The 20,065-nt window shown below is 64.7% G+C and carries 20 protein-coding genes and 1 tRNA gene; 2 read left to right on the top strand and 19 right to left on the bottom strand.

The window, feature by feature from the left end; genetic code table 11:
* Positions 1-8 precede the first annotated feature (8 nt).
* From QUG03_RS21640 to QUG03_RS21550, 19 genes are all read right to left on the bottom strand, one after another.
* On the bottom strand, positions 9-1,898 hold the full coding sequence (locus QUG03_RS21640) for a polysaccharide biosynthesis protein (protein WP_107798001.1): 1,890 nt from the start codon (positions 1,896-1,898) through the stop codon (positions 9-11).
* 2 nt (positions 1,899-1,900) lie between these two features.
* Positions 1,901-2,368 (bottom strand): GNAT family N-acetyltransferase, encoded by a 468-nt coding sequence (locus tag QUG03_RS21635; RefSeq protein WP_500820967.1) that lies wholly within the window; start codon positions 2,366-2,368, stop codon positions 1,901-1,903.
* The gene (locus tag QUG03_RS21630) at positions 2,365-3,030 is read right to left on the bottom strand and encodes a sugar transferase (protein WP_486636464.1); all 666 of its coding nucleotides are present in this window, start codon (positions 3,028-3,030) and stop codon (positions 2,365-2,367) included. Before QUG03_RS21630 ends, QUG03_RS21635 begins: the two co-directional genes overlap by 4 nt.
* Positions 3,027-4,190, bottom strand: coding sequence for a DegT/DnrJ/EryC1/StrS family aminotransferase (locus QUG03_RS21625; RefSeq protein WP_500820966.1), 1,164 nt, complete (start codon positions 4,188-4,190; stop codon positions 3,027-3,029). Before QUG03_RS21625 ends, QUG03_RS21630 begins: the two co-directional genes overlap by 4 nt.
* A gap of 76 nt (positions 4,191-4,266) precedes the next feature.
* Positions 4,267-5,076, bottom strand: coding sequence for a lysozyme inhibitor LprI family protein (locus tag QUG03_RS21620; protein ID WP_500820965.1), 810 nt, complete (start codon positions 5,074-5,076; stop codon positions 4,267-4,269).
* A gap of 70 nt (positions 5,077-5,146) precedes the next feature.
* Positions 5,147-6,376 carry a glycosyltransferase family 4 protein gene (locus QUG03_RS21615; protein ID WP_500820964.1) on the bottom strand — a complete coding sequence of 410 codons (1,230 nt, stop codon included), beginning with the start codon at positions 6,374-6,376 and terminating at the stop codon, positions 5,147-5,149.
* 3 nt (positions 6,377-6,379) lie between these two features.
* Positions 6,380-7,474: a glycosyltransferase family 4 protein gene (locus tag QUG03_RS21610; protein ID WP_500820963.1), complete on the bottom strand. Its 1,095-nt coding sequence runs from the start codon at positions 7,472-7,474 to the stop codon at positions 6,380-6,382.
* Between the two features lie 148 nt (positions 7,475-7,622).
* Positions 7,623-8,705, bottom strand: a complete 1,083-nt coding sequence (locus QUG03_RS21605) for a glycosyltransferase family 4 protein (protein WP_500820962.1) — start codon at positions 8,703-8,705, stop codon at positions 7,623-7,625.
* Positions 8,698-9,279: an acyltransferase gene (locus QUG03_RS21600; RefSeq protein WP_107797995.1), complete on the bottom strand. Its 582-nt coding sequence runs from the start codon at positions 9,277-9,279 to the stop codon at positions 8,698-8,700. Before QUG03_RS21600 ends, QUG03_RS21605 begins: the two co-directional genes overlap by 8 nt.
* Positions 9,276-10,544, bottom strand: a complete 1,269-nt coding sequence (locus QUG03_RS21595; RefSeq protein WP_235084721.1) for a lipopolysaccharide biosynthesis protein — start codon at positions 10,542-10,544, stop codon at positions 9,276-9,278. The genes QUG03_RS21600 and QUG03_RS21595 overlap by 4 nt, the downstream gene beginning before the upstream one ends.
* Before the next feature lie 4 nt (positions 10,545-10,548).
* Entirely contained in the window at positions 10,549-11,646 is a 1,098-nt protein-coding gene (locus tag QUG03_RS21590; protein ID WP_488906544.1) for a DegT/DnrJ/EryC1/StrS family aminotransferase, read from the bottom strand.
* A gap of 103 nt (positions 11,647-11,749) precedes the next feature.
* Positions 11,750-12,328 carry an acyltransferase gene (locus tag QUG03_RS21585; RefSeq protein WP_500820961.1) on the bottom strand — a complete coding sequence of 193 codons (579 nt, stop codon included), beginning with the start codon at positions 12,326-12,328 and terminating at the stop codon, positions 11,750-11,752.
* Entirely contained in the window at positions 12,325-12,591 is a 267-nt protein-coding gene (locus QUG03_RS21580; protein ID WP_227106654.1) for a hypothetical protein, read from the bottom strand. The genes QUG03_RS21585 and QUG03_RS21580 overlap by 4 nt, the downstream gene beginning before the upstream one ends.
* 9 nt (positions 12,592-12,600) lie before the next feature.
* Entirely contained in the window at positions 12,601-13,665 is a 1,065-nt protein-coding gene (locus tag QUG03_RS21575; RefSeq protein ID WP_500820959.1) for a Gfo/Idh/MocA family protein, read from the bottom strand.
* A gap of 144 nt (positions 13,666-13,809) precedes the next feature.
* Positions 13,810-15,114 (bottom strand): nucleotide sugar dehydrogenase, encoded by a 1,305-nt coding sequence (locus QUG03_RS21570; protein WP_500820973.1) that lies wholly within the window; start codon positions 15,112-15,114, stop codon positions 13,810-13,812.
* 313 nt (positions 15,115-15,427) lie between these two features.
* Entirely contained in the window at positions 15,428-16,171 is a 744-nt protein-coding gene (locus QUG03_RS21565) for a polyamine aminopropyltransferase (protein ID WP_500820972.1), read from the bottom strand.
* A 46-nt stretch (positions 16,172-16,217) separates the two neighbouring features.
* Positions 16,218-17,195 carry a tRNA 2-thiocytidine(32) synthetase TtcA gene (gene ttcA / locus QUG03_RS21560; RefSeq protein WP_227106653.1) on the bottom strand — a complete coding sequence of 326 codons (978 nt, stop codon included), beginning with the start codon at positions 17,193-17,195 and terminating at the stop codon, positions 16,218-16,220.
* A 102-nt stretch (positions 17,196-17,297) separates the two neighbouring features.
* Positions 17,298-18,059, bottom strand: a complete 762-nt coding sequence (locus QUG03_RS21555; protein WP_227106652.1) for a pteridine reductase — start codon at positions 18,057-18,059, stop codon at positions 17,298-17,300.
* Between the two features lie 78 nt (positions 18,060-18,137).
* Positions 18,138-18,686, bottom strand: a complete 549-nt coding sequence (locus QUG03_RS21550; RefSeq protein WP_146176552.1) for a hypothetical protein — start codon at positions 18,684-18,686, stop codon at positions 18,138-18,140.
* A gap of 61 nt (positions 18,687-18,747) precedes the next feature.
* Between QUG03_RS21550 and QUG03_RS21545 the strand changes: the two genes are divergently transcribed.
* Together QUG03_RS21545 and QUG03_RS21540 are read left to right on the top strand one after the other, a co-directional pair.
* A complete protein-coding gene (locus tag QUG03_RS21545; protein WP_500820958.1) occupies positions 18,748-19,899 on the top strand; it encodes a class I SAM-dependent methyltransferase in 1,152 nt (383 codons plus the stop codon).
* A gap of 85 nt (positions 19,900-19,984) precedes the next feature.
* Positions 19,985-20,061: transfer RNA gene (locus QUG03_RS21540), tRNA-Met, on the top strand.
* Positions 20,062-20,065 lie beyond the last annotated feature (4 nt).

Here is a 20,065-nt window from a genome sequence, read left to right as displayed (position 1 = left end):
CGGCTTCCTCAAGAGGCCGCGTTCGCCCGCGTCACCCAGTCCTGAGTGGCGTCGGCGGCGCGGAACTCGCGCACGGCCTGTTGCAGCAAAGCAAACGCCGTCGGCGCGTCCAGCCGCCCGCAGGCCTCGTCCATGCTCGCCAACAAATCCCGCATCTCCGCGTCCGACAAGCAGTATTCCTGAGCGCGCATGATGCGTTCGTGATCGGTGGCCAGCACGTTGTCGCCGATCAGCAACTCCTCGTACAGCTTTTCCCCCGGCCGCAGGCCGGTGATGCGGATTTCGATGTCGCCGCCGGGACGGGCCGCGTCCTTCAGCTCCAGACCGGACAGATGCACCATGCGCCGCGCCAGATCGATGATGCGCACCGGCTGCCCCATGTCCAGCACGAACACGTCTCCGCCGTCGCCCATCGCGCCGGCCTGGATCACCAGTTGCGCCGCCTCCGGAATGGTCATGAAGTAGCGGGTGATGTCGGCGTGGGTCAGCGTGATCGGCCCTCCGGCCTTGATCTGGGCGCGGAACAGCGGCACCACCGAGCCGGAGCTGCCCAGCACATTGCCGAAGCGCACCATCACGAAACGGGTGGCGCTGCCGCGCGCGTGCCGGGTCTGCAGCGTCAGTTCCGCCATGCGCTTGGTGGCGCCCATCACATTGGTGGGACGCACCGCCTTGTCGGTGGAGATCAGCACGAAGGTGTCCACGCCGCAATCCTCGGCCGCGCGCGCGGTGGTGTCGGTGCCGAACACATTGTTGACGATGCCGGCCACCGGGTTGTGCTCCACCATGGGCACATGCTTGTAGGCGGCGGCGTGATAGACGGTGTCCACCTTAAAGGCCCGCATCACCTGGACCAGCCGCTGGTAGTCGGTGACCGATCCCAGCACCGGGGTGCGCGCCGGCGCCGCGGCGGCGCGGCCCAGTTCCTGGTCTATCGCGTACAGCGCGTATTCGGACTGCTCGAACAGGATGATACGCGCCGGCTGGTTCTTGGCGATCTGGCGCACCAATTCCGAGCCGATGGAACCGCCGGCGCCGGTGACCATCACCACCTTACCGCGGATATTGCGCGCCAGCAGTTCGGGCTTGGGCGGCACCGGGTCGCGGCCCAGCAGGTCTTCGATCTCGACCTCTTTCAGCTCCTCCACCCGCGCCTCGCCGGACACCAGGTCCGCCATGCCCGGCAGCCGCTTGATCGGCACCCGCAGCAGTTCCAGGGTTTCCAGTATCTCGCGCTGGCGGCTGCGGCTGACCGAGGGCATGGCCAAGAGAATGCATTTGGCCTCCAGGTCCTTGACCAGCTGCGGCAGATCCCGCGGCGGATGCACCGCCACGCCGCGGAAGGTGCGGCGATGCAGTTCGGGGCTGTCGTCGACGAAGGCCATCGGCCGATATTCGCGGCCGGCCTGCAGGGCCAGCATCAGTTGCACGCCGGCATGGCCGGCACCGTAGATGATCACGTGCTCGCGCGGCGCGTCCACCGCGTCGATGCGGCGCACCAGGCCGCGCAGCAGAAAGCGGCTGCCGCCGATATAGGCCATGGCGAACACCCAGAAGATGATCACCGAGGTGCGCGGCATCGCCCAGATGTGAGCCATCTGCAGCACCGCCTGCAACACCAGCACCGACAAGGTCACGCCGGAGAACACGGTCAGGATGATCTTGTCGTCCAGATATTTGAGCACCGCGCGGTACAGGCCCAGCTTGATGAAGATGGGGATGGCCCACAGCGGCGGCACGATGAAGATCCACAAATGCGGGTTGAGCTTGGGATCCCAGTATCCGCCCAGGCGCAGGAAGACCGCGCTCCACAGCGCCAGCGGCAGCAGCAGCGCGTCCATCAGCGCCAGCATCGCCATCTTGTTGTGGCGGGAGAAGGCGAGCAGTTTTTCAAACATGGTCATTCTTTCGCGTCCGACGGCCGTTGATACAGCGCGTCCGGACAACATTCCTCATTATCTTGGCCGTCGCCCAGGCTCAGCAGCGCGAAGCCGTGCGCCTCGTAGAAGCGGCGCGCGCCCGCATTGGCCTGGAACACCCACAGCCGGCAGGCCGACGCCGGCGGCGTCAGCACCCGATCCAGCAAAGCCGCGCCCACCCCGACACCGCGATGCTCGGCGCCGACATAAAGCTGATCCAGCCATAACACGCCGTCTTGCAGCGATGCGGCGGCGAAGCCGGCGATATCGCCATGCCGCTCCGCCAGCCAGACATCGCCCGCCGGCAGCAGCGCATTGGCGAACCAGGCCTGCACCGCCGCATCACTATGCGCCAGCGGCGCGTAGCTCATCTCACGGCGACAGGCCAGATAAATGTCCGTTAAAGCGACGGCATCGCCGGGTTCGGCCAAGCGGATGGAAATCGTCATCGGCTGACGATCTTCATCAGCGTGGCGACGATGATGCGGATATCCTCCGCCAGACTGTGGCTTTCGGCATAGCGCACGTAATAGGCCAGTTTTTCCGGCAACACCTGCTCGATGTAGGCGCGCTCCGGGTCCTCGGCCCGACCCAGGATTTCGTTCTCGTCTATCATCTTGATCGACGCCCAATCGGTGATGCCGGGGCGCACCGACAATACGATGTCGCGGACTTCGTCCGGGTAGTGGGCGACGTATTTGGGCACCTCCGGCCGCGGGCCGACCAAGCTCATATCGCCGAACAACACATCGATCAACTGCGGCAGTTCGTCCAGCTTGGTCTTGCGCAGCAAGCGCCCGGCGCCGGTGACGCGCGCGTCCGCGCCCACGGTCAGCTGGCCGTGGCGCTCGGTGTCCACTTGCATGGTGCGGAATTTGTGGATGCGGAACAGCGTGCCGCTCCGCCCTACCCGCACCTGGCGGAAAAACACCGGCCCCGGCGAATCCAGCTTCACCCACAGCGCCACCGCGAGCAGCGGCAGCGCCAGTGCGGCCAGGCCCAGGCCCGCGGCGACGATGTCGAAGCCGCGCTTCAGCAGCCGCGAACCGTGGCGACGCGGACGGCAACACGGCGGCAGCAAGCCGCCGCTGTCTGAACCCCGCTCGCTCATGCGCTCAGGATCTCGCGCACCGCGGCGATGACCCGGCTTTGGTCATCGTCCGTCATCCGGGTGTATAGCGGCAGGGTCACTTCGGCCTCGAAGGCGGCGTCGGTCACCGGGAACTGTTCGCGCGTCAGCTGATAGCCGTCGCGCCACACCGGCTGACGATGCAGCGGGATGAAGTGCACCGAACAACCGATGCCCTTTTCCGCCATCCGGGCGATGAAGTCGTCGCGGCTGACGCCGGCCTCGGGCTTGATGCGCACCGGATACAGATGCCAGGCGTGGTTGCTGCCCGCGTCCTTCGGCCGCGCCGGCAGGATCAGCGGCAGGTCGGCCAGCTCGCGGTCGAAACGCTGGGCCATCGCCTCGCGCAATTCCTGGAAGCGGCGGATTTTCTTCAACTGGTGGATGCCCATCGCCGCGGCGGTGTCCGGCATATTGTATTTGAAGCCCGGGGCCACCACTTCGTAGAACCAGGCCGGTGTCTTGGACACGTAGCGGTCGAAGGCGTCGCGGCTGATGCCGTGCAGACGCATCACCTTGCAACGCGCGATGATGTCCTTGTTCTTGGACACCACCATGCCGCCCTCGCCGGTGGTCATGGTCTTATTGGCGTAGAAGCTGAACACGGTGACGTCGGAGTCCAGGGTCCCCACCAGCTTGCCCTTGTAATAAGTGGGCAACGCATGGGCGGCGTCTTCAACGACCTTCAGCCCGTGCTCGCGGGCAATGGCGATGATCTCGTCCATCTCGCAGGCGAGGCCGGCGAAGTGCACCGGCATGATCGCCTTGGTCTTGGCGGTGATCGCCGCGCGGATCGCGTCCGGGCTGATGTTGAAGGTGGCCGCGTCCATATCCACGCATACCGGGTCCGCGCCCAGGTAGCGCACCACTTCGGCGGTGGCGGTGAAGGTGTAGCTGGGCACGATGACTTCGTCGCCGGGGCCGATGCCTATCGCTTCCAGCGCCAGGTGCAAGCCGGCGGTGGCGGAGTTGACCGCGATCGCCTCGACGCCGTCGCCGATGAACTGCGCGAAGTCGGCCTCGAACTGCTTGGTCTTGGGACCGGTGGTGACCCAGCCGGAGCGCAGCGCATCGACCACTTCGTTGATTTCGTCCTCGCCGATGTCCGGCAAGGCGAAGGGCAGGAATTTTTGTTCGCTCATATCATTCTTTCCGCTATCGTAAGCACGGCGGGCCTCGCCTGCCGTCATATGAAATCTTTTAGCCCCGCCCGGCGCCTTAGCGTCGGCAATCTCCAGAATCACCGTCATACGGCAACACTCGCGGAGCCCCCAAGCGCACGACTTTCAACAAACGCGCCGTGTCGTTCACGTCGCTAGGTGTCAAGTCGGCGATATAACGATCCACCTGCACCGTCGCTTTGCCCCTCAGTTCGCAGGTCTGTTTCAGCTTCAGCAAGGGTAAGACATTAAACATGCGTTTGGCCTGGGCGGTATTCTCAAAACAGAACCAACGACTTCTATCATCGCCTCGCTCTCGCGGAATCCGCTTCGCGGACGATTTCGTCGGCGTGAAACAGAATTGATCGCCCACCATATCCATATCGCTTGCGCCACGGGCGTAAGCGTATTCCCCCTCCAGCTGCACCGAGCCGGAATAGAAATATTGGCTACCTTCCACTTTCTGTTTCACCAGACCATCGGCGCAAGCCGGAGTCACGCATGCGGCGACCAGCAAGCCTAGATCCTTTTCCACCTTGCCAAAGTACTGCAGCCGCTTCTTGTAGGCGTCGCGTACGCACAAGGCATCCTCGCACTTGTTGCGCACCTGCTTCAGCCAGCGCGCTTGCTCTTTGCCGTAAGGATCAAGTCGTTTGCCGGTATCGCCGTCTATGCCTTGAGTCTCACCCTGAATCACGGTGAAGCGCTTGGCCAGTTCCGAATCCAGCGACGACAGCTCTGCGTCGGCACAGATCATTTTCTCCACCTCCAGCTTGGCGTAAGCGCAGTTGAAGCCGGCGGACTGGGCTGGCAGCGTAACCAAGCCTATGCAGACGGTCACCCCCGCCATCCAGATTTTCTTCATCATATTGTTCTCTTTCTTCTTATCGCCACATCTAGCGGAACACCCGAACACAGGCCTCCTGGCTACAGTTCGGTTACCGCGTCACCGCCGCTAGGAAGCGCCGCGCCAGCACCGCGTAATCATGATGCTCCAGCACATAGGCCTGACCCGCCGCGCCCATGCGCACGCGTTCCTCGGCCGGCAGCGCCGCCATCCGCCGCGCCGCGTCGGCAATCGCGGCCGGATCCTCGGCGCCCACGCTGATCCCGGCGCCGGCGTCCCTCACCATATCGTTGCCGGCTTCCACCGAGTGGATCACCGGCTTGCCCGCCATCAGGTAGTCGAACAGTTTATTGGGATTGATGCCAAAGCGGTAGATCGGTAGCTTGCGCCAGCCTATGTAGAGCGCATCGCACTCCGCCAGGAAGACCGGCACGCTGCGTTTGGCGATGGATGGCAGCAACATCACATTGTCCAGCCCCAGCTCGGCCGCGCGCGCCGCCAAGGCCGCCTTGTCCGGACCGTCGCCGACCAGCACGAAAGTCACCGGCGCGTCCCGCATCAGCGCCGCCGCCTCCAGCAGATAATCCAGCGCATTGGCCAGGCCGTGCCCGCCGGCGTAGCCGATCAGGAAGCGCCCCTGCGCTTTCAGTTCCGCCAGCCGCATCCGGTGCTCGGTCGGCAGGGCCTCGGCCTCGCCGCGCCATTCGGCGACGTCGACGCCGTTGGGGATCACCGCGTACTTGGCCGGATCCATGCCGTGCGCCACCATATAGTCCTTAGCGCAGGGCAACATGGACACCACGGTGTCGGCCTTGCGGTAGCCGAAATCCTCGGCCCATTGCAGCAGACGGATGAAGGGATGTTTGGGCGACATGCCGCCCACCTCCACCGGGGTCAGCGGCCACAGATCATGCACCTCGTACACCAGCCGCGCGCCGGTCTTGGCGGCGATCCAGGCCGCCGGCACCGTGTCCAGCGGATAGGTGGACGAGGCGATCACCACATCCGGCTTCCACTGCTTCAGATAGCGGCCGGACAAGCCCATCACCCGGGCCAGAAAGCTGAAGATATTGAGCACGCGGCCAATCCCGTTGCCCTCGTAAGGGCGGGTCTTGCACCAGGTATAGCGGATGCCGTCTATGTCTTCATCCCGGTATTTGCCGTCCAGCTGCGGATGGGCCTGGCGCAGATGGGAGGCATCGGCGGCCAGCATATTGACTTCATGGCCGGCCTGCGTCCATTCCCGCGCCAGATAGTAGGGACGGAATTCCATGCCGTGCCGGGGGCTGCCGGCATAGTGGTTGATGTAAAGAATTTTCATGGTTTACAAGGTTGCGTACAGCTTGATCAGCTTGTCGGCCTCGGCCGCCCAGCTGTATTTGTTCAATACCGCCTGCTTGCCGGACTCGCCCAACGCGCGCATGCGCGGCTCGTCGGCCATCAGTTCGTTGACGGCGGCGGCGATGGCGGCCGGGTCCTGCGGATCCACCAGCAGGCCGCAGCCGGCGTCGTCAACGATCTCGCGCCACACCGGAAAGTCCGACGCGATCACCGGCATGCCGGCGGCCATGTATTCGAACAGCTTGATCGGCAAGGCGTCGACGTAGTTCGGCGTAGGGAACAAGGTCACCAGGCCGATCTTGCTCTTGGCCAGCACCTCGGCCACGCCCTTGCGGTCCAGCACGCCGAGGTCGTTGACCCGCGCCCAACCCGGCCGCGCCGATACCCGGGCCTTCAGATCGCTCTCGCTCCACGGCCCGGCCAGGTTCAGCCGTGTCGCGGTGTCCGGCAAGGCCTCGACGATGGGTTCGATGCCGCGGATGCGCGAGATGCCGCCGATATAGCACAACTCGTTGCGACGCTGCTCCCACGGCGTGTCGCGCACCAGTTCTTCCAGGATGGGGAAGTTGCACACGTCCAAGGCGCGCGCGCCCAGCTTCTCGAAGCGCTTGCGGATGTGCGGCGTCGAGGTCACCACCGCGTCGAAGCGGCGCGCCGCCCAATCTTCCAGCGTCTCGAAACCGCTGGACACCAGGGGGCGCACCGCGCCGGGTATCCAGTGCTTGGCCAGGATCTGGCGCGGCACGTCTTCGTGCACGTCGTACACCACCTTGATGCCGGCCTGTTTCAGGCGCAGCGCGGCGGGAATCAGTTCCGGGTCGTGGAAGTGGACCACGTCAGGGCGCAGCTTCAGCGCCGCCTGATACACGCGCTTGACCGTGCCGGTCATCCGCGCCAGACGACCGCCGGTTTTGGGGCCGACGTCGTGGAAACGCACACCGCGGTTGATCTCCTCGCCCTGGCCGTCGGCCACGATCAGCGTCACCTCATGCCCGGCGGCGGCCAGGCTCGCGCACTCCTTGATGAAGATGCGGATGTCGTGACGCGGATGGGCGGAAGTGAGATGGGCAATTTTCATGGGTAAACCTTGTTTACGCCACGCAAACACACAGAAGGGACTTCGGCTTTACATCGCATCCTGCCTGCGGCAAGGCCAGCATGGCCTGGAGATGGCGATGCCGTTTGGTCCCTGTCTTTCCGTGTGCTTCCGCGGCTAAATTCATTCCTTAAATCAGCTCCCGGTACAACTGGGCGAAGCCGGCCATATTCGGCAGATGCAGACCCTTGTCCGCCACCAGCCGGCGGTTGAGCGCGGCGATTTCGTCCAGCCGCGCATCCTCGCCGGCCAGTTCCATCGCGCGCAGCAGTTCCTCGCCCAAGCGTCCGACGTCCTCGGCGATCACGCCGTTGAGGCCGTCTATCACCCATTCGCCGTTGGCCGGCAGATTGGACAATAGCGGCAGGCAGCCATGGCCCATCGCCTCCAGCAGGCTGACGCTGGTGGCGTCCGAACGCGGCACGCTGACGAAGACCCTGGATTCGGCATACATCCGCCCCAAGGTCGCGCTGTCGACGAAGCCGGCGAAATCCACGCGGCTCAGGCCCAGCTCGGCGGCCAGGCGCTTCAGGGCCTCGGTCTCGCTGCCGCTGGCGGCCACGGTCAAGCGCCAATCGCCGAAACGCTCGCACAGCTCCACGCTCTGCCAGGCGCGCAGAATGGCGTCGATGCGATAGAGCGGCTTGTGCAGCCGGCAGGACAGCACCCTCTTGCCCTTGTCCGCGCTGGCCGCCGGCTCCGGCATGGCGTCCATGCCGTAATTGAGCAGGCGGATGCGGCAGCCCTCGCCGGCCAGCTCGCGGATTTTCGCCGCCATGTGCAGCGAATCCGAGGTGATCGCGTCGGCGGCGGCCAGATTGGCGCGCACCATCGCCCGCATCAGCCGGCTGCGCTCCGGCAGCAAGAGCACGTCGGAGCCCCAGGCGGTCAGCGCCATGGGCAAGTCCAGGCTGACCGCGGCGCGGCTGCCGTGCCAGGCCACGCTATTCGCCTGATGGATGTGCAGCAGCTGCGGCCGCGTTTCGCGCAGCCAGGCGCGCAGACGCGACACCGTGCCCAGCGCAGCCAGACGGAAATCCACGCGCAGGCTGCCGGCCAGCAAGGGGGCCACGTCGGCCGGAACCTCGCCGTTGCAGGCCAGGTAGAGCTGGTCCACATGCGGCGCGATGCCGCGCAGGAAACGCCAGGTGTGCACCGAGGCGGAAGCCAGCACCGCGACGCTGGCGATCTTGTCCCTCACCGGCTCAGTCATGCGCCCAGGCCTCGTACAAGGCCAGCAGCTCGGGATGTTCGTCCAGCCACTTGGCGTCCATCTCCCGCGTATCGCCCACTACCCGCGCCGGATTACCGGACAGGATGGCGAAATCGGGATACACGCCGGCCGGCACATAGCTGTAAGCCGACACCATGCTGCCCTTGCCCAGTTCCACGCCCGGCATCAGCACCGAGTGCGGGCCGACGAAGCTGTACGGGCCCAGCTTGGTGGGTTTTTTCAGATAGCCGACGTGATTGTTGCTCTCCAGATAGCGGTCGCCGTACAGGCGAATGGCCACATGGCTGGAGTGGGTCAGCAGCGAAACATAGTTGGTGATCTGACAACCTTCGCCGATGTAAAGCCCGCCGGAGGCGTCGATCAGATTGAAATGGCCGATGTAGACGTTGTCGTCCACCATCAGCTTGCCGACATGTTCGATTCGGGTCATGTTGGACACCCGGGTGCGTTTGAGGAACACCCCGTCGCCGCGGGTGAATCCATACACCATTCTGGGCTGCACCCACGCCGACAGGCGGAAACGGATGCGGCTGAATAGAGCGTGCCAATTCATCGGGCTGCCTTGTAAAGCCATGCAAAATAAGCCAGGAAATAAGCGGCCATCACCACCGACACCAGTTGGAAGGTGGGCACCGCGTCGTTCCACAGCGAAAAACCCGCCCACATCGTGCCCAGGAACAACAGGGCCTGCAGCAAGGACCACAGGAAGGCCTGACGCTGGCGGTTGATCACCGGCGGCACCATGCCCAACGGCGAGGCGACGAAGTGGAACAGGATGTAGAGCGACATCGCCTCCGCGTAGCGGCCGGCAGTGGCCCAGTTCTGGCCGAACACCAGCGAGAACAGGGGTTCCCCGGCCAGTTGTATCACCAGGAAGGGCAGCAAGGCCATGCCGCTCAAAGTCAGCATCATCTTGCGCAAAATCGGGCGCAGCGGCTGCCCTTGATTACGGGCGTCGGCCAGCTCGCGGTAGGCCACTTGCGCCACCGCCTGGCCGATCAGGGCCGCCGGCAGCTTCAGCACCCGCATCATCAGGCCGTAAAAGCCCACCGAGGCGGTGCCGGCCAGCATGGTCAGCGCCACCAGCGTCGCCGAATCCAGCAAGGCGGTGCTCAAGGCGTGCGGCGCATTGATCTTGGGAAACTCGATATAAGCGCGCGCCACCTCGCGCATGCCGGCGCGGCTGAGTTCGTGACGCCAGGCGAAGCGGCCCTTGAGGTCCTGCCAGGTTTGCGCCAGCAAAGAGCCGAACTGGCCGGCGAGCTGGCCCAGGATCAGGCCGGCGGCGCCCGCCCCGGCCCAACCCAAGCCGACCTGGGTGGCCGCCATGCTCAGCGACTGCAGCATGCGGCCGTTGGCGTTGGCCTGGTAGCGGCGGTGGCGGTTGTTCCAGTTGGTCCAGGCTTGCATCAAGCCCGCCAGCGCGACGGACAGCGGCAGCAGCAGCAGCCAGGGCTCCAGCTCCGGCGCGCCCAGATGGCGGGCGATATGGGCATGGCCGTCGAAGGCCACCGCCACGCCCACCAACAAGGACAAGGCCAGCGCGCAGGCGATGGACAGGCCCATCAGATTGCCGGCCCGCCTCTCCTCGGCCGGCAGCACGATGGCCATCTCGTAACGGGCGGTGGCCAGCACCGCCAGCGTGGACAGCCAGGAGACGTAGACCGCCTGCACCCCCACCTCGTGCGGGTTGTACAGGCGGGTGATCAGGGGCGACACCAGCAGCGGAATCACCTGCGCCACCGCCGCCCCGGTAATCAGAGTGACGATGTGGCGGATGAAGCCGCTCTTGGGCAGGCGGGACAACAACAGGCCCATGCGCTCAGGCCAGAGCCTGCTTGACCGCGGCGACAATGGCGTCTTGCGTCGCCTCGTCCAGGAAGGGGTGCATGGGCAGGCTCATCACGCGGCGGCCGGCGGCCTCGGACAGCGGGAAACTGCCCTCGGGCAGGTTCAGATGGGCGAAGGCCGGCTGCAGATGCAGCGGAATCGGGTAATGCACCGCGGTGGGCACGCCCAGTTCTTTCAGCTTGGCCTGCACCGCCTCGCGATCGTCCACCTCGATGGTGTACTGCGCGTAGACATGGCTGTTGCCCTCGGCGATCACCGGCACCCGCGCCACCTCGCGCAGCAGCGCGCTGTAGCGCGCGCCGATGCGTTCGCGCGCCGCCACTTCGTCGGCGAAGCTCGGCAGCTTGGCCAGCAACACCGCCGCCTGTATCGTGTCCAGCCGGCCGTTGAGGCCGATGACGGGATGGTGATAGCGGCGATCCTGGCCGTGCACGCGGATCTCGCGCATTTTCTTGGCCAGCGCGTCGTCGTTGGTGAAGCAGGCGCCGCCGTCGCCGTAGCAACCCAGGGGCTTGCTCGGGAAGAAGCTGGTGCAGCCTATGGTGGACAGATTGCCGGACTTCTTGCCGCGCTGGCCGGCGCCGAAGCTCTGCGCGCCGTCCTCGATCACCGCGATGCCGTGCTTGGCGGCGATGGCGTTGATGGCGTCGAAATCGGCGCACTGGCCGTACAGGCTCACCGGCATGATGGCGCGGGTGCGCGGCGTGATCGCCGCTTCCAGCAGCGCCGGGTCCAGGTTGTAGCTGATCGGGTCGATGTCGACGAACACCGGCTTGGCGCCCAGCAACGCGATCATCTCGCCGGTGGCGATGAAGGTGAACGGGGTGGTGATCACCTCGTCGCCGGGGCCGATGTCCAGGGCCATCATCGCGATCAGCAGCGCCTTGGTGCCGTCGCAAACGCCGATGGCGTGCTTGGCGCCGGTGTATTCCGCCAGCCCCTGCTCCGCCTCCTTCACTTCCGGCCCCATGATGTACTGGCCATGGTCCAGCACCGCGTGGATGCGGGCGTCGATATCGGCTTTCAGATGCTGGTATTGCGCTTTCAGATCAATGAACTGGATGGACATAAGAGGATCAACCCCAAATCAATTTTTGAAAGATATCGCCCATATAGCGACACGCGGAACGACGGAGAAGCGCCCTGAAGCAAGGCCGCATCAGGGGGGCTTGTCAGTCGTTCTTGAGCGGCGAGCAGTGATTGCCGCCCACCTCGTAATGCTTGGCGCAGGCCGGGCAGCTATGGGTGCCGATATCGTTGGCCAGCCGTTCGCCGCAGGAACACATCCAGCCAATGCGCTTGGCCGGCGTGCCCACCATCAGCGCGTAGGCCGGCACATCGCGGGTCACCACGGCGCCGGCGCCGATAAACGCGTACTCGCCTATGGTGTGGCCGCACACCACGGTGGCGTTGGCCCCGATGGACGCGCCTTTTTTCACCAGGGTGCGGCGGTATTCATGCTTGCGCGCAACGTGGCTGCGCGGATTGTTGACATTGGTGAACACCATGGACGGGCCGCAGAACACGTCGTCCTCCAGCGTCACCGCGTCGTAGATGGATACATTGTTCTGCACCTTGACGTTGTCGCCGATCAGCACGTCGTTGCCGACGAACACGTTCTGGCCGAAGGAACAGCCGGCGCCGATCTGCGCGCCGTCGCAAATATGGGTCCAGTGCCAGACACGGGTGTTCTCGCCGATCTGCGCGCCGTCGTCGACGATGGCGCTGGGGTGGATGTGAACCTGGCTCATTTTTGCCGCTCCCATTTGTCCAAAATCTTATCCAGGCGGATTAGTTGTTGCTCGGAGCGCGCCATGGACTGCTCCTGGCGCTCCAATAATTTCTCGCTGCGCGACCATTGATCTTCCACGCCGCCGGATTGAACCGCGCGGGCGTCGGACTGGCGTCCTGCCTGCTGATGGCTGTTGAAGGCCGAGAACATCAGCATCAAACCGCCGCCGACCAGCCAGAACCCCAAGCCCCACAGCGCACCGTCCAGAATCTTCCGCATCATGCCTAGGCCTCAGTAATCCAAAGGCAGGCTGACGCGGCGGCCATCGCGGGCGGACAGATACATCGCGATCAACAACTCCAGCGACTTCAGCCCTTCGCGGCCGTCGGTCTCCGGCTCGGCTTCGCCGCGCATGGTCTTGATCACATTGTCGTAGTACAGCGGATGACCGAAGCCGTAAACGCTGGTGGTGGCGTAGCTGGCCTGCTTGATGTCCTCGTCCATCGCGTGCGGCTCGGAAAACTCCCAGTGCTGGATTTCGTTGACGGCCATGCCGCCGACGCGCACCGAGCCCTTCTCGCCCAAGATGGTGATGCTGCCTTCCAGGTTCTTCGGATAAGTCAGCATGGTCACGTTCATGCTGCCCAGCGCGCCGCTGCGCCATTTGACGCTGACGGTGCCGGTGTCCTCCACCTCGATATTGCGCGCCAGCGTCGCGGTGTAGGCCTGCACGCTTTCCACCGGGCCGATCAGCCAGTCCAGCAGATCCACGTAATGGCTGGCCTGGTTCATGAAGGCGCCGCCGTCGAACTCCCAGGTGCCGCGCCAGCCGGCCGCGTCGTAATACTCCTGCGGACGGGTCCAGAACACATTGACGTTGACCATGTAGACGCGGCCGAATCGCTTCTCCTGCATTGCCCGCTTCAGGAGCTGCAAGGTGGCGTTGCGGCGGTTTTGCTTGACCACGAACAGATGCTTGTTGGCGCGGTCGGCGGCTTTGACCATTTCCAGGCCGTCTTCCCAGCGGGTGGCCATCGGCTTTTCCGTCATCACGTGGAAACCGGCTTCCGAGCAGGCGATGCTCTGGCTGGGATGCAGGCCGGACGGCGTGGTCAGAATCACGATGTCGGCGTCGGTCTTGGCCAGCATGTCAGCCAGATTGGCGTGGCCGCGCGCGCCGGTGCGCTCCTCCGCCGCCTTCAAGGCGGCCGGGTCGATGTCGCAGACATCCACCAGCTCGGCGCGGTCGGCGTGCTTTTCCAGCGCGCCGAAGTGGTTCTGGGCGATACGGCCGCAGCCCACCAGCGCAAAGCGGATCTTGCGGTCGGTAATCGGAGGAAGGTGCAGAGAGTGCATGAGTTTAAACCCTAAATTCAGTGAGCCACGGAAGCACACGGAACAACACGGAAGCCCCCAAATACCCAAGATACGAGAGAGCCCTCAAGTCATCGTGACCTGCGGGCCCCGGCTTTGTCCGTGTCTTTCCGTGGCTAAAAACAATCAGGCCTTGACGATATTGTCCGCCGGCTCCAGATACTTGCCCCGGCTGTCCACCACCAGCTGCGCGTGCGCCTTGATCTGCGCGTAGTCGAACTTGTCGTGGTCGGTGGCCAGCAACACGCAGTCGTAGCCGGCGATGGCTTCATTGCTCAGCGCCACGCTGGACAGCTCGAAACGGTGCTCGCGCATCTTGGGGAACACCGGCACGTGCGGATCGCTGTAAGCCACTTCCGCGCCCAGATCGCGCAGCTTTTCCATCAGGAACACCGACGGGCTTTCGCGCATATCGTCGACGTTCTTCTTGTAGGCGATGCCCAGCACCAGCACGCGGCTGCCGTTGATCGCCTTCTTGCGCAGATTCAGCGCGGCGGCCACTTTGGACACCACGTAGTCCGGCATATTGCTGTTCACTTCGCCGGCCAGCTCGATGAAGCGGGTGTTGACCCCGTATTCGCGCGCTTTCCAGGTCAGGTAGAACGGGTCGATCGGGATGCAATGGCCGCCCAGGCCCGGGCCCGGATAATAGGGCACGAAACCGAAAGGCTTGGTGGCGGCGGCGCGGATCACTTCGTGAATGTCGATGCCCATCTTGTCGGCAACGATCTTCATCTCGTTGACCAGGCCGATGTTCACCGCACGGTGGATGTTTTCCAGCAGCTTGGTCATTTCCGCGGCGCGGGTGGAGGACACCGGCACCACCTTGTCGATCACCGCGCTGTACAACGCCACGCCGATTTCCTGGCAGGCCGGAGTTACGCCGCCGCACACCTTGGGAATGGTGCGGGTGGTGAAGTTGGGGTTGCCCGGATCTTCACGCTCCGGCGAGAACACCAGGAAGGCGTTGTCGCCCACCTTCAGGCCGCGCGACTCCATGCGCGGCAGCAGTTCTTCATCGGTGGTGCCCGGATAGGTGGTGGACTCCAGCGACACCAGCTGGCCTTCGCGCAGATAGGGCACCAGGCTGTCCATGGTGTTGAGCACGAAGGACAGGTCCGGCTCGCGGTATTTGTTCAGCGGCGTCGGCACGCACAGAATCAGGGTATCGGCTTCCGGCACGCGGCTAAAGTCGGTGGTGGCCTCGAAGCCGCGCTCCAGCGCGGTGGCGATGCTGTCGGCGGAGATATGTTCGATATAGCTTTGGCCGGCCATCAGGGCGTCCACCTTGCCCTGGTCGATGTCGAAGCCCAGCACTTTGTAGCCGACTTCAGCGAAACGCAGCATCAGCGGCAGGCCGACATAGCCCAGGCCCACGATGCCGATGACAGCGGATTTGTCTGCAATCCGATTGAGCAGTTGCTGCTTGATCACGGTGTAAGTCCCAACAGTATGTAAATACGATAGCGGCGGACCGGACATTCAGGACGAGCGGCGCGGAAGCGAAATCGCCCGCGCCGCGCCTGTCCTAAACTGTCCGGTCCACCGCCATAAAGTTCATTCAACGGCAAGCCAGCTTGCCGTTTTCCGTTTCTGTCCGTACTGATCTGCCTCAGAGCTCTCTGCATCCGAACTCGTTTCGTGCAGCGCGCCATCCGTCCCAAGCCGGCGTGGCCGTAATGCCGGCATTATACGCCTCTTCCCGCGCGTCATTGGGTAAGCAAATGTACGCCGGCGCCCCGCTTCAGACCAGTAAATGCCCCGCCGTGTGCTGATTGGTCATTTTCAAACGGCTGACGAAATCGACGAACTCCAGACCGAAGCGCCCCTCCAGCTCATCGGCCCGTTTTTTCAAGGCCTCCCACTGCGTCAGCGTCGGGCTCTGGCGGAAAGCCATCACCGCCACATTGCCGTGGCTGGCCGCCGGCAGTTCCAGCACCCGGCCCTCGAACACGTTCAACAGGCGCTCGATGAAGGACTGATAACGCTTGTCCCCGCTCCACCAATTGGTGACGAACACGCCCTTGGGGCTGAGCGCGCGCTTGCAGTCCTCGAAGAAGTCCTCGGTGGTCAGCGCGTCGACGATCTGCAGGCCGTCGAAGCCGTCCACCAGGATGGCGTCGGTGGAGCCGCGGAAGATCTTCACGTAATCGGCGCCGTCGGCCTCGACGATCTCGAAGAAATCGCCCTCCTCCGGCAGCTGGAAAAAGGCGCGCGCCACCGCGATCACCTGCGGATTGATGTCCACCGCCACGCTGACCGTGTCCGGCAGGTATTCATCGATGAAGCGGGCGAAGGAACCGCCGCCCAGGCCGATCTGCAAAATATGCTGCGGCGCGTCGTTCCACAGCAGAAAACCCATCATCGCCCGGCTGTAACTGAGCACCAGGTCGGCCGGGTCGTCCAGATCCATGGAACTCTGTATCGTTTCCGAGCCCAGGTGCAAAGAACGGATATTGTCCGCCTCCGAGATCTCCACCTCCGGCATTTCCTCCACCGCGGGGCGCACGCGGCGGCGGAACGGATGCAAGGCCCTACGCGCCACAGCCCGAGTCCTCTCCCGCCGGTTTGCGCGAATCCAGAATGCTGATGGTGCGCTTCTTCGGTGCCGCGTCGGCCTCGTCGTCCTGCGGCGGCGGCGGATCGCGGAATTCTTCCTTGTCGAAAGCGGTGTCGCCGTCCTCGAACGGCGCGTCGCCGGTCTTCAGGCCGGCGAAGTCGAACAGGCCGGTGTCGGCCAGATGGGACGGCACCACGTTCTGCAGCGCGCGGAACATGCTCTCCAGACGGCCGGGGAAGCGGCGGTCCCAGTCATTGACCATGTCCTTGACCACCTGGCGCTGCAAATTGGGTTGCGAGCCGCACAGATTGCAAGGAATGATGGGGAATTCGCGCAGCGCGGCGTAGCGCTCGATATCCTTCTCGCGGCAGTAAGCCAGCGGGCGTATCACCATGTGGCGGCCGTCGTCGGACACCAGCTTGGGCGGCATGGACTTCAGCTTGCCGCCGTAGAACATATTCAGGAACAGGGTGTGCAGAATGTCGTCGCGGTGGTGGCCCAGCGCGATCTTGGTCGCGCCCAGTTCGTCGGCCACGCGGTAGAGAATGCCGCGGCGCAGCCGCGAACACAGGCTGCAAGTGGTCTTGCCTTCCGGCACCAGGCGCTTGACGATGGAATAGGTGTCTTCTTCGACGATGCGGTATTCGACGCCGATGGAATCCAGGTATTCCGGCAGCACGTGCTCGGGGAAGCCCGGCTGTTTCTGGTCCAGATTGACCGCCACGATGGAGAAATCGATAGGCGCGGACTTCTGCAAGCCGCGCAGAATGTCCAGCAAGGTGTAGCTGTCCTTGCCGCCGGACAGGCAGACCATCACGCGGTCGCCCTCTTCTATCATATTGAAGTCATTGATGGCGTCACCCACATGGTGGCGCAGGCGCTTGGCCAGTTTATTGCCTTCAAACACGGCCTTTTTGGCCTTGTCGTCGAGGACGCTGCTTGCTTCGGACATGGAGTACGGCTAAGAAATTGAAAAACAGGCGATTTTACTTTTTTTCCGCGGCGAAATCCACGACGGCGAACAAGGCGCGCGCGCGGCCCGCCCGCGCAGCGGCTACAACACCACGCTGCGGCCGCCGTCCACCGCCAGAATCTGACCGGTGACGTAGCCGGCGTCCAGCAGCAGAAAGGCCACCGCCCGGGCGATGTCCTCCGGCACTCCGGTGCGGCGCAAGGGAATGCTGGCCTCGATCGCCGCGCGCTCCGCCGCGTCGAAGGACGCGTCGTCCTCCGGCCACAGATTCACTCCGGGCGAGACCCCGTTGACCCGCACCGCCGGCGCCAGCTCTATCGCCAGGCTGCGGATCAGCTGCGCGTGGCCGGCCTTGGCCAGGTTGTACACCACATGGCGGGCCATCGGCCGCTCCACGTGGATGTCGGCGATGCCGACAATGGCGCCGCGACGCTTGGCCAGCTCAGGCGCCAGCGCCTGGGACAGGAATAGCGGCGCCTTCAGATTGCTGCCCATCAGATCGTGCCAGGCCGCCTCGTCGATCCGGCCCACCTCGGTGGGGAAGAAGCTGGACGCGTTGTTGACCAGGCCGTCCAGCCGGCCGAACGCCGCCACCGCCCGCGCCGCCAGCGCCGGCAAGGCCGCCGTGTCCAGCAAATCGCCCTGCAGCAAGCGCGCGGAATCCGGCCGCGCCGCGTTCAGTTCCGCCGCCAAGGCCTCCGCCTCGCCGCGCGAACCGCGATAGTGCAACACCACCCGCAGGCCGCGCGCGTGCAAATGCCGGGCGATGCCCGCGCCCACGCGCCGCGCCGCGCCGCTGATCAGCGCCACCCGCTGCTCTCCTGTCGTCCCCTGATCCGCCATTTCCGCTCCTCTGAATCTTCGCCCGCCGCCGCAGGCTCCCACACGCGCCTTACGCCGCGATGACGCCGGCCGCGCGCTCTATTTCTTGCCCATGCACGGCTGGGCCGCCGCCAAGGCCGCCTGGCTGGACGGCGGCAAGACGAAACGCGCCACCAGCTTGCCGTGCTTGCGGCTGGCGCCGTCTATCGTCACCAGCAGTTCCTTGTGCGCGGCGGACTGCCAGGCGAAGAACTCGCCCCGCGACGGCCACTCGAACACGAAGCGGCCGCTCGCCTCGTACCAGCCGGCGAAATGACTGTCCACGCCGCGGCGCAAACCGGCCAGGTTCAGCTTGAGCTTGCGCCGCTCGCCCAGGCCGCCCGGCCCCTCGTACGGACGCACGTCCCAGCCGCCCAATTGATCCGACACGTGCAAGGACAGCCGCAAGGGCGGGCTGTCCGCGCGGCAAGCCACGTCCAAACGCGCCGGAAAGCGGCTGCGTCCCACCGTCGCCTCGCCGTCCAGGCTGGCCACTTGCAAAGGATTGTCCGGATACGGCTTCGACACCGCCCACTGCGGCGCCGCCAGCGCCGGCCCCAGCAACAGGCCGCCCGCGCAGCCGGCCATCCAACGGTAAAATCCGCTCACCCTCTTCTCCTGTCCGTCAGTTTCCACCACAATCGCGGCACATTGTAGCAGGATGACCGCCATGACCACCTTACCCGCCGCCAGCGCCGACGCGCTGGCCACCAGCCAAAGCCTTGTCCACGCCATTCAGGCGGAAATCCGCCAGCAGGGCGGCTGGATGCCGTTCTCCCGCTACATGGAGCTGGCGCTGTACGCGCCCGGCCTGGGCTATTACGCCGCCGGCAGCCGCAAGCTGGGCGCGGCCGGCGACTTCACCACCGCGCCGGAAATGAGCGCCTTGTTCGGCCGCGCGCTGGCGCGCCAGCTGGCGGAACTGCTGCCGCAAACCGCCAATGTGGTCTATGAGTTCGGCGCCGGCACCGGCAAGCTGGCCATCGACATTCTCAGCGAACTGCAAGCGCTGGACGCGCTGCCGGAACGCTATTGCATCGTCGATCTGTCGCCAGACCTGATCGAACGCCAGCAAAGCAATATCCGCCAGGCGCTGCCGCAACTGGCCGAGCGCGTGCAGTGGCTGAGCCAGCTGCCGGAGCGGCTGGACGGCGTGATCATCGGCAACGAAGTGCTGGACGCCATGCCCTGCGAGCTGATCCGCTGGAGCCCCGAGGCGCAACAGCGCGGCGTGGCGCTGGACGGCGAGCGCTTCGTCTGGGAAGACCGTCCCATCCAGGATCCGCAACTGCGGCAACTGGCCCAGGCCATCCAGCCCCAGCACGACGACTACGTGTCCGAAATCAGCCCGGCCAATATCGGCTTCCTCCACACCCTGGCGCAAAAACTGGATCGCGGCGCCGTGCTGCTGCTGGACTACGGCTTCCCCGCCGCCGAGTACTATCACCCGCAGCGCCATATGGGCACGCTGATAGGCCATTACCGCCACCACACCGTGGACGATCCCTTCTTCCTGCCCGGCCTGATGGACTTGACCTGCCACGTCGATTTCAGCGCGGTGGCCCAGGCCGGCATAGACGCCGGTCTGGACCTGATCGGCTACACCACCCAGGCTCAATTCCTGATCAACGCCGGCATCACCCAGTTGCTGGAGCAGCTGGACCCGGCCGACGCCGCCGGCTATCTGCCGCAGGCCGCCGCGGTGCAGAAGCTGCTGTCGCCGTCGGAAATGGGCGAGTTGTTCAAGGCCATAGGCTTCGGCAAGGGGGTAAGCATAGACTGGAGCGGTTTCCTGCGCGGCGACCGCTGCTACACCCTGTAAGCCGGCGGCCGCGAGAATCTTGTTGACAGCCGGCTTTCGGCTGCGTATATTTCGCGTCTCGGTGCACTCGTGCATCGAAAAACGTGGCGAATTAGCTCAGTCGGTTAGAGCGACGGAATCATAATCCGCAGGTCCGGGGTTCGAGTCCCTGATTCGCCACCACAGT

This window comes from Chromobacterium sp. CCUG 30098 (assembly GCF_059916605.1).
This window is presented reverse-complemented; position numbering and strand designations above follow the sequence as displayed.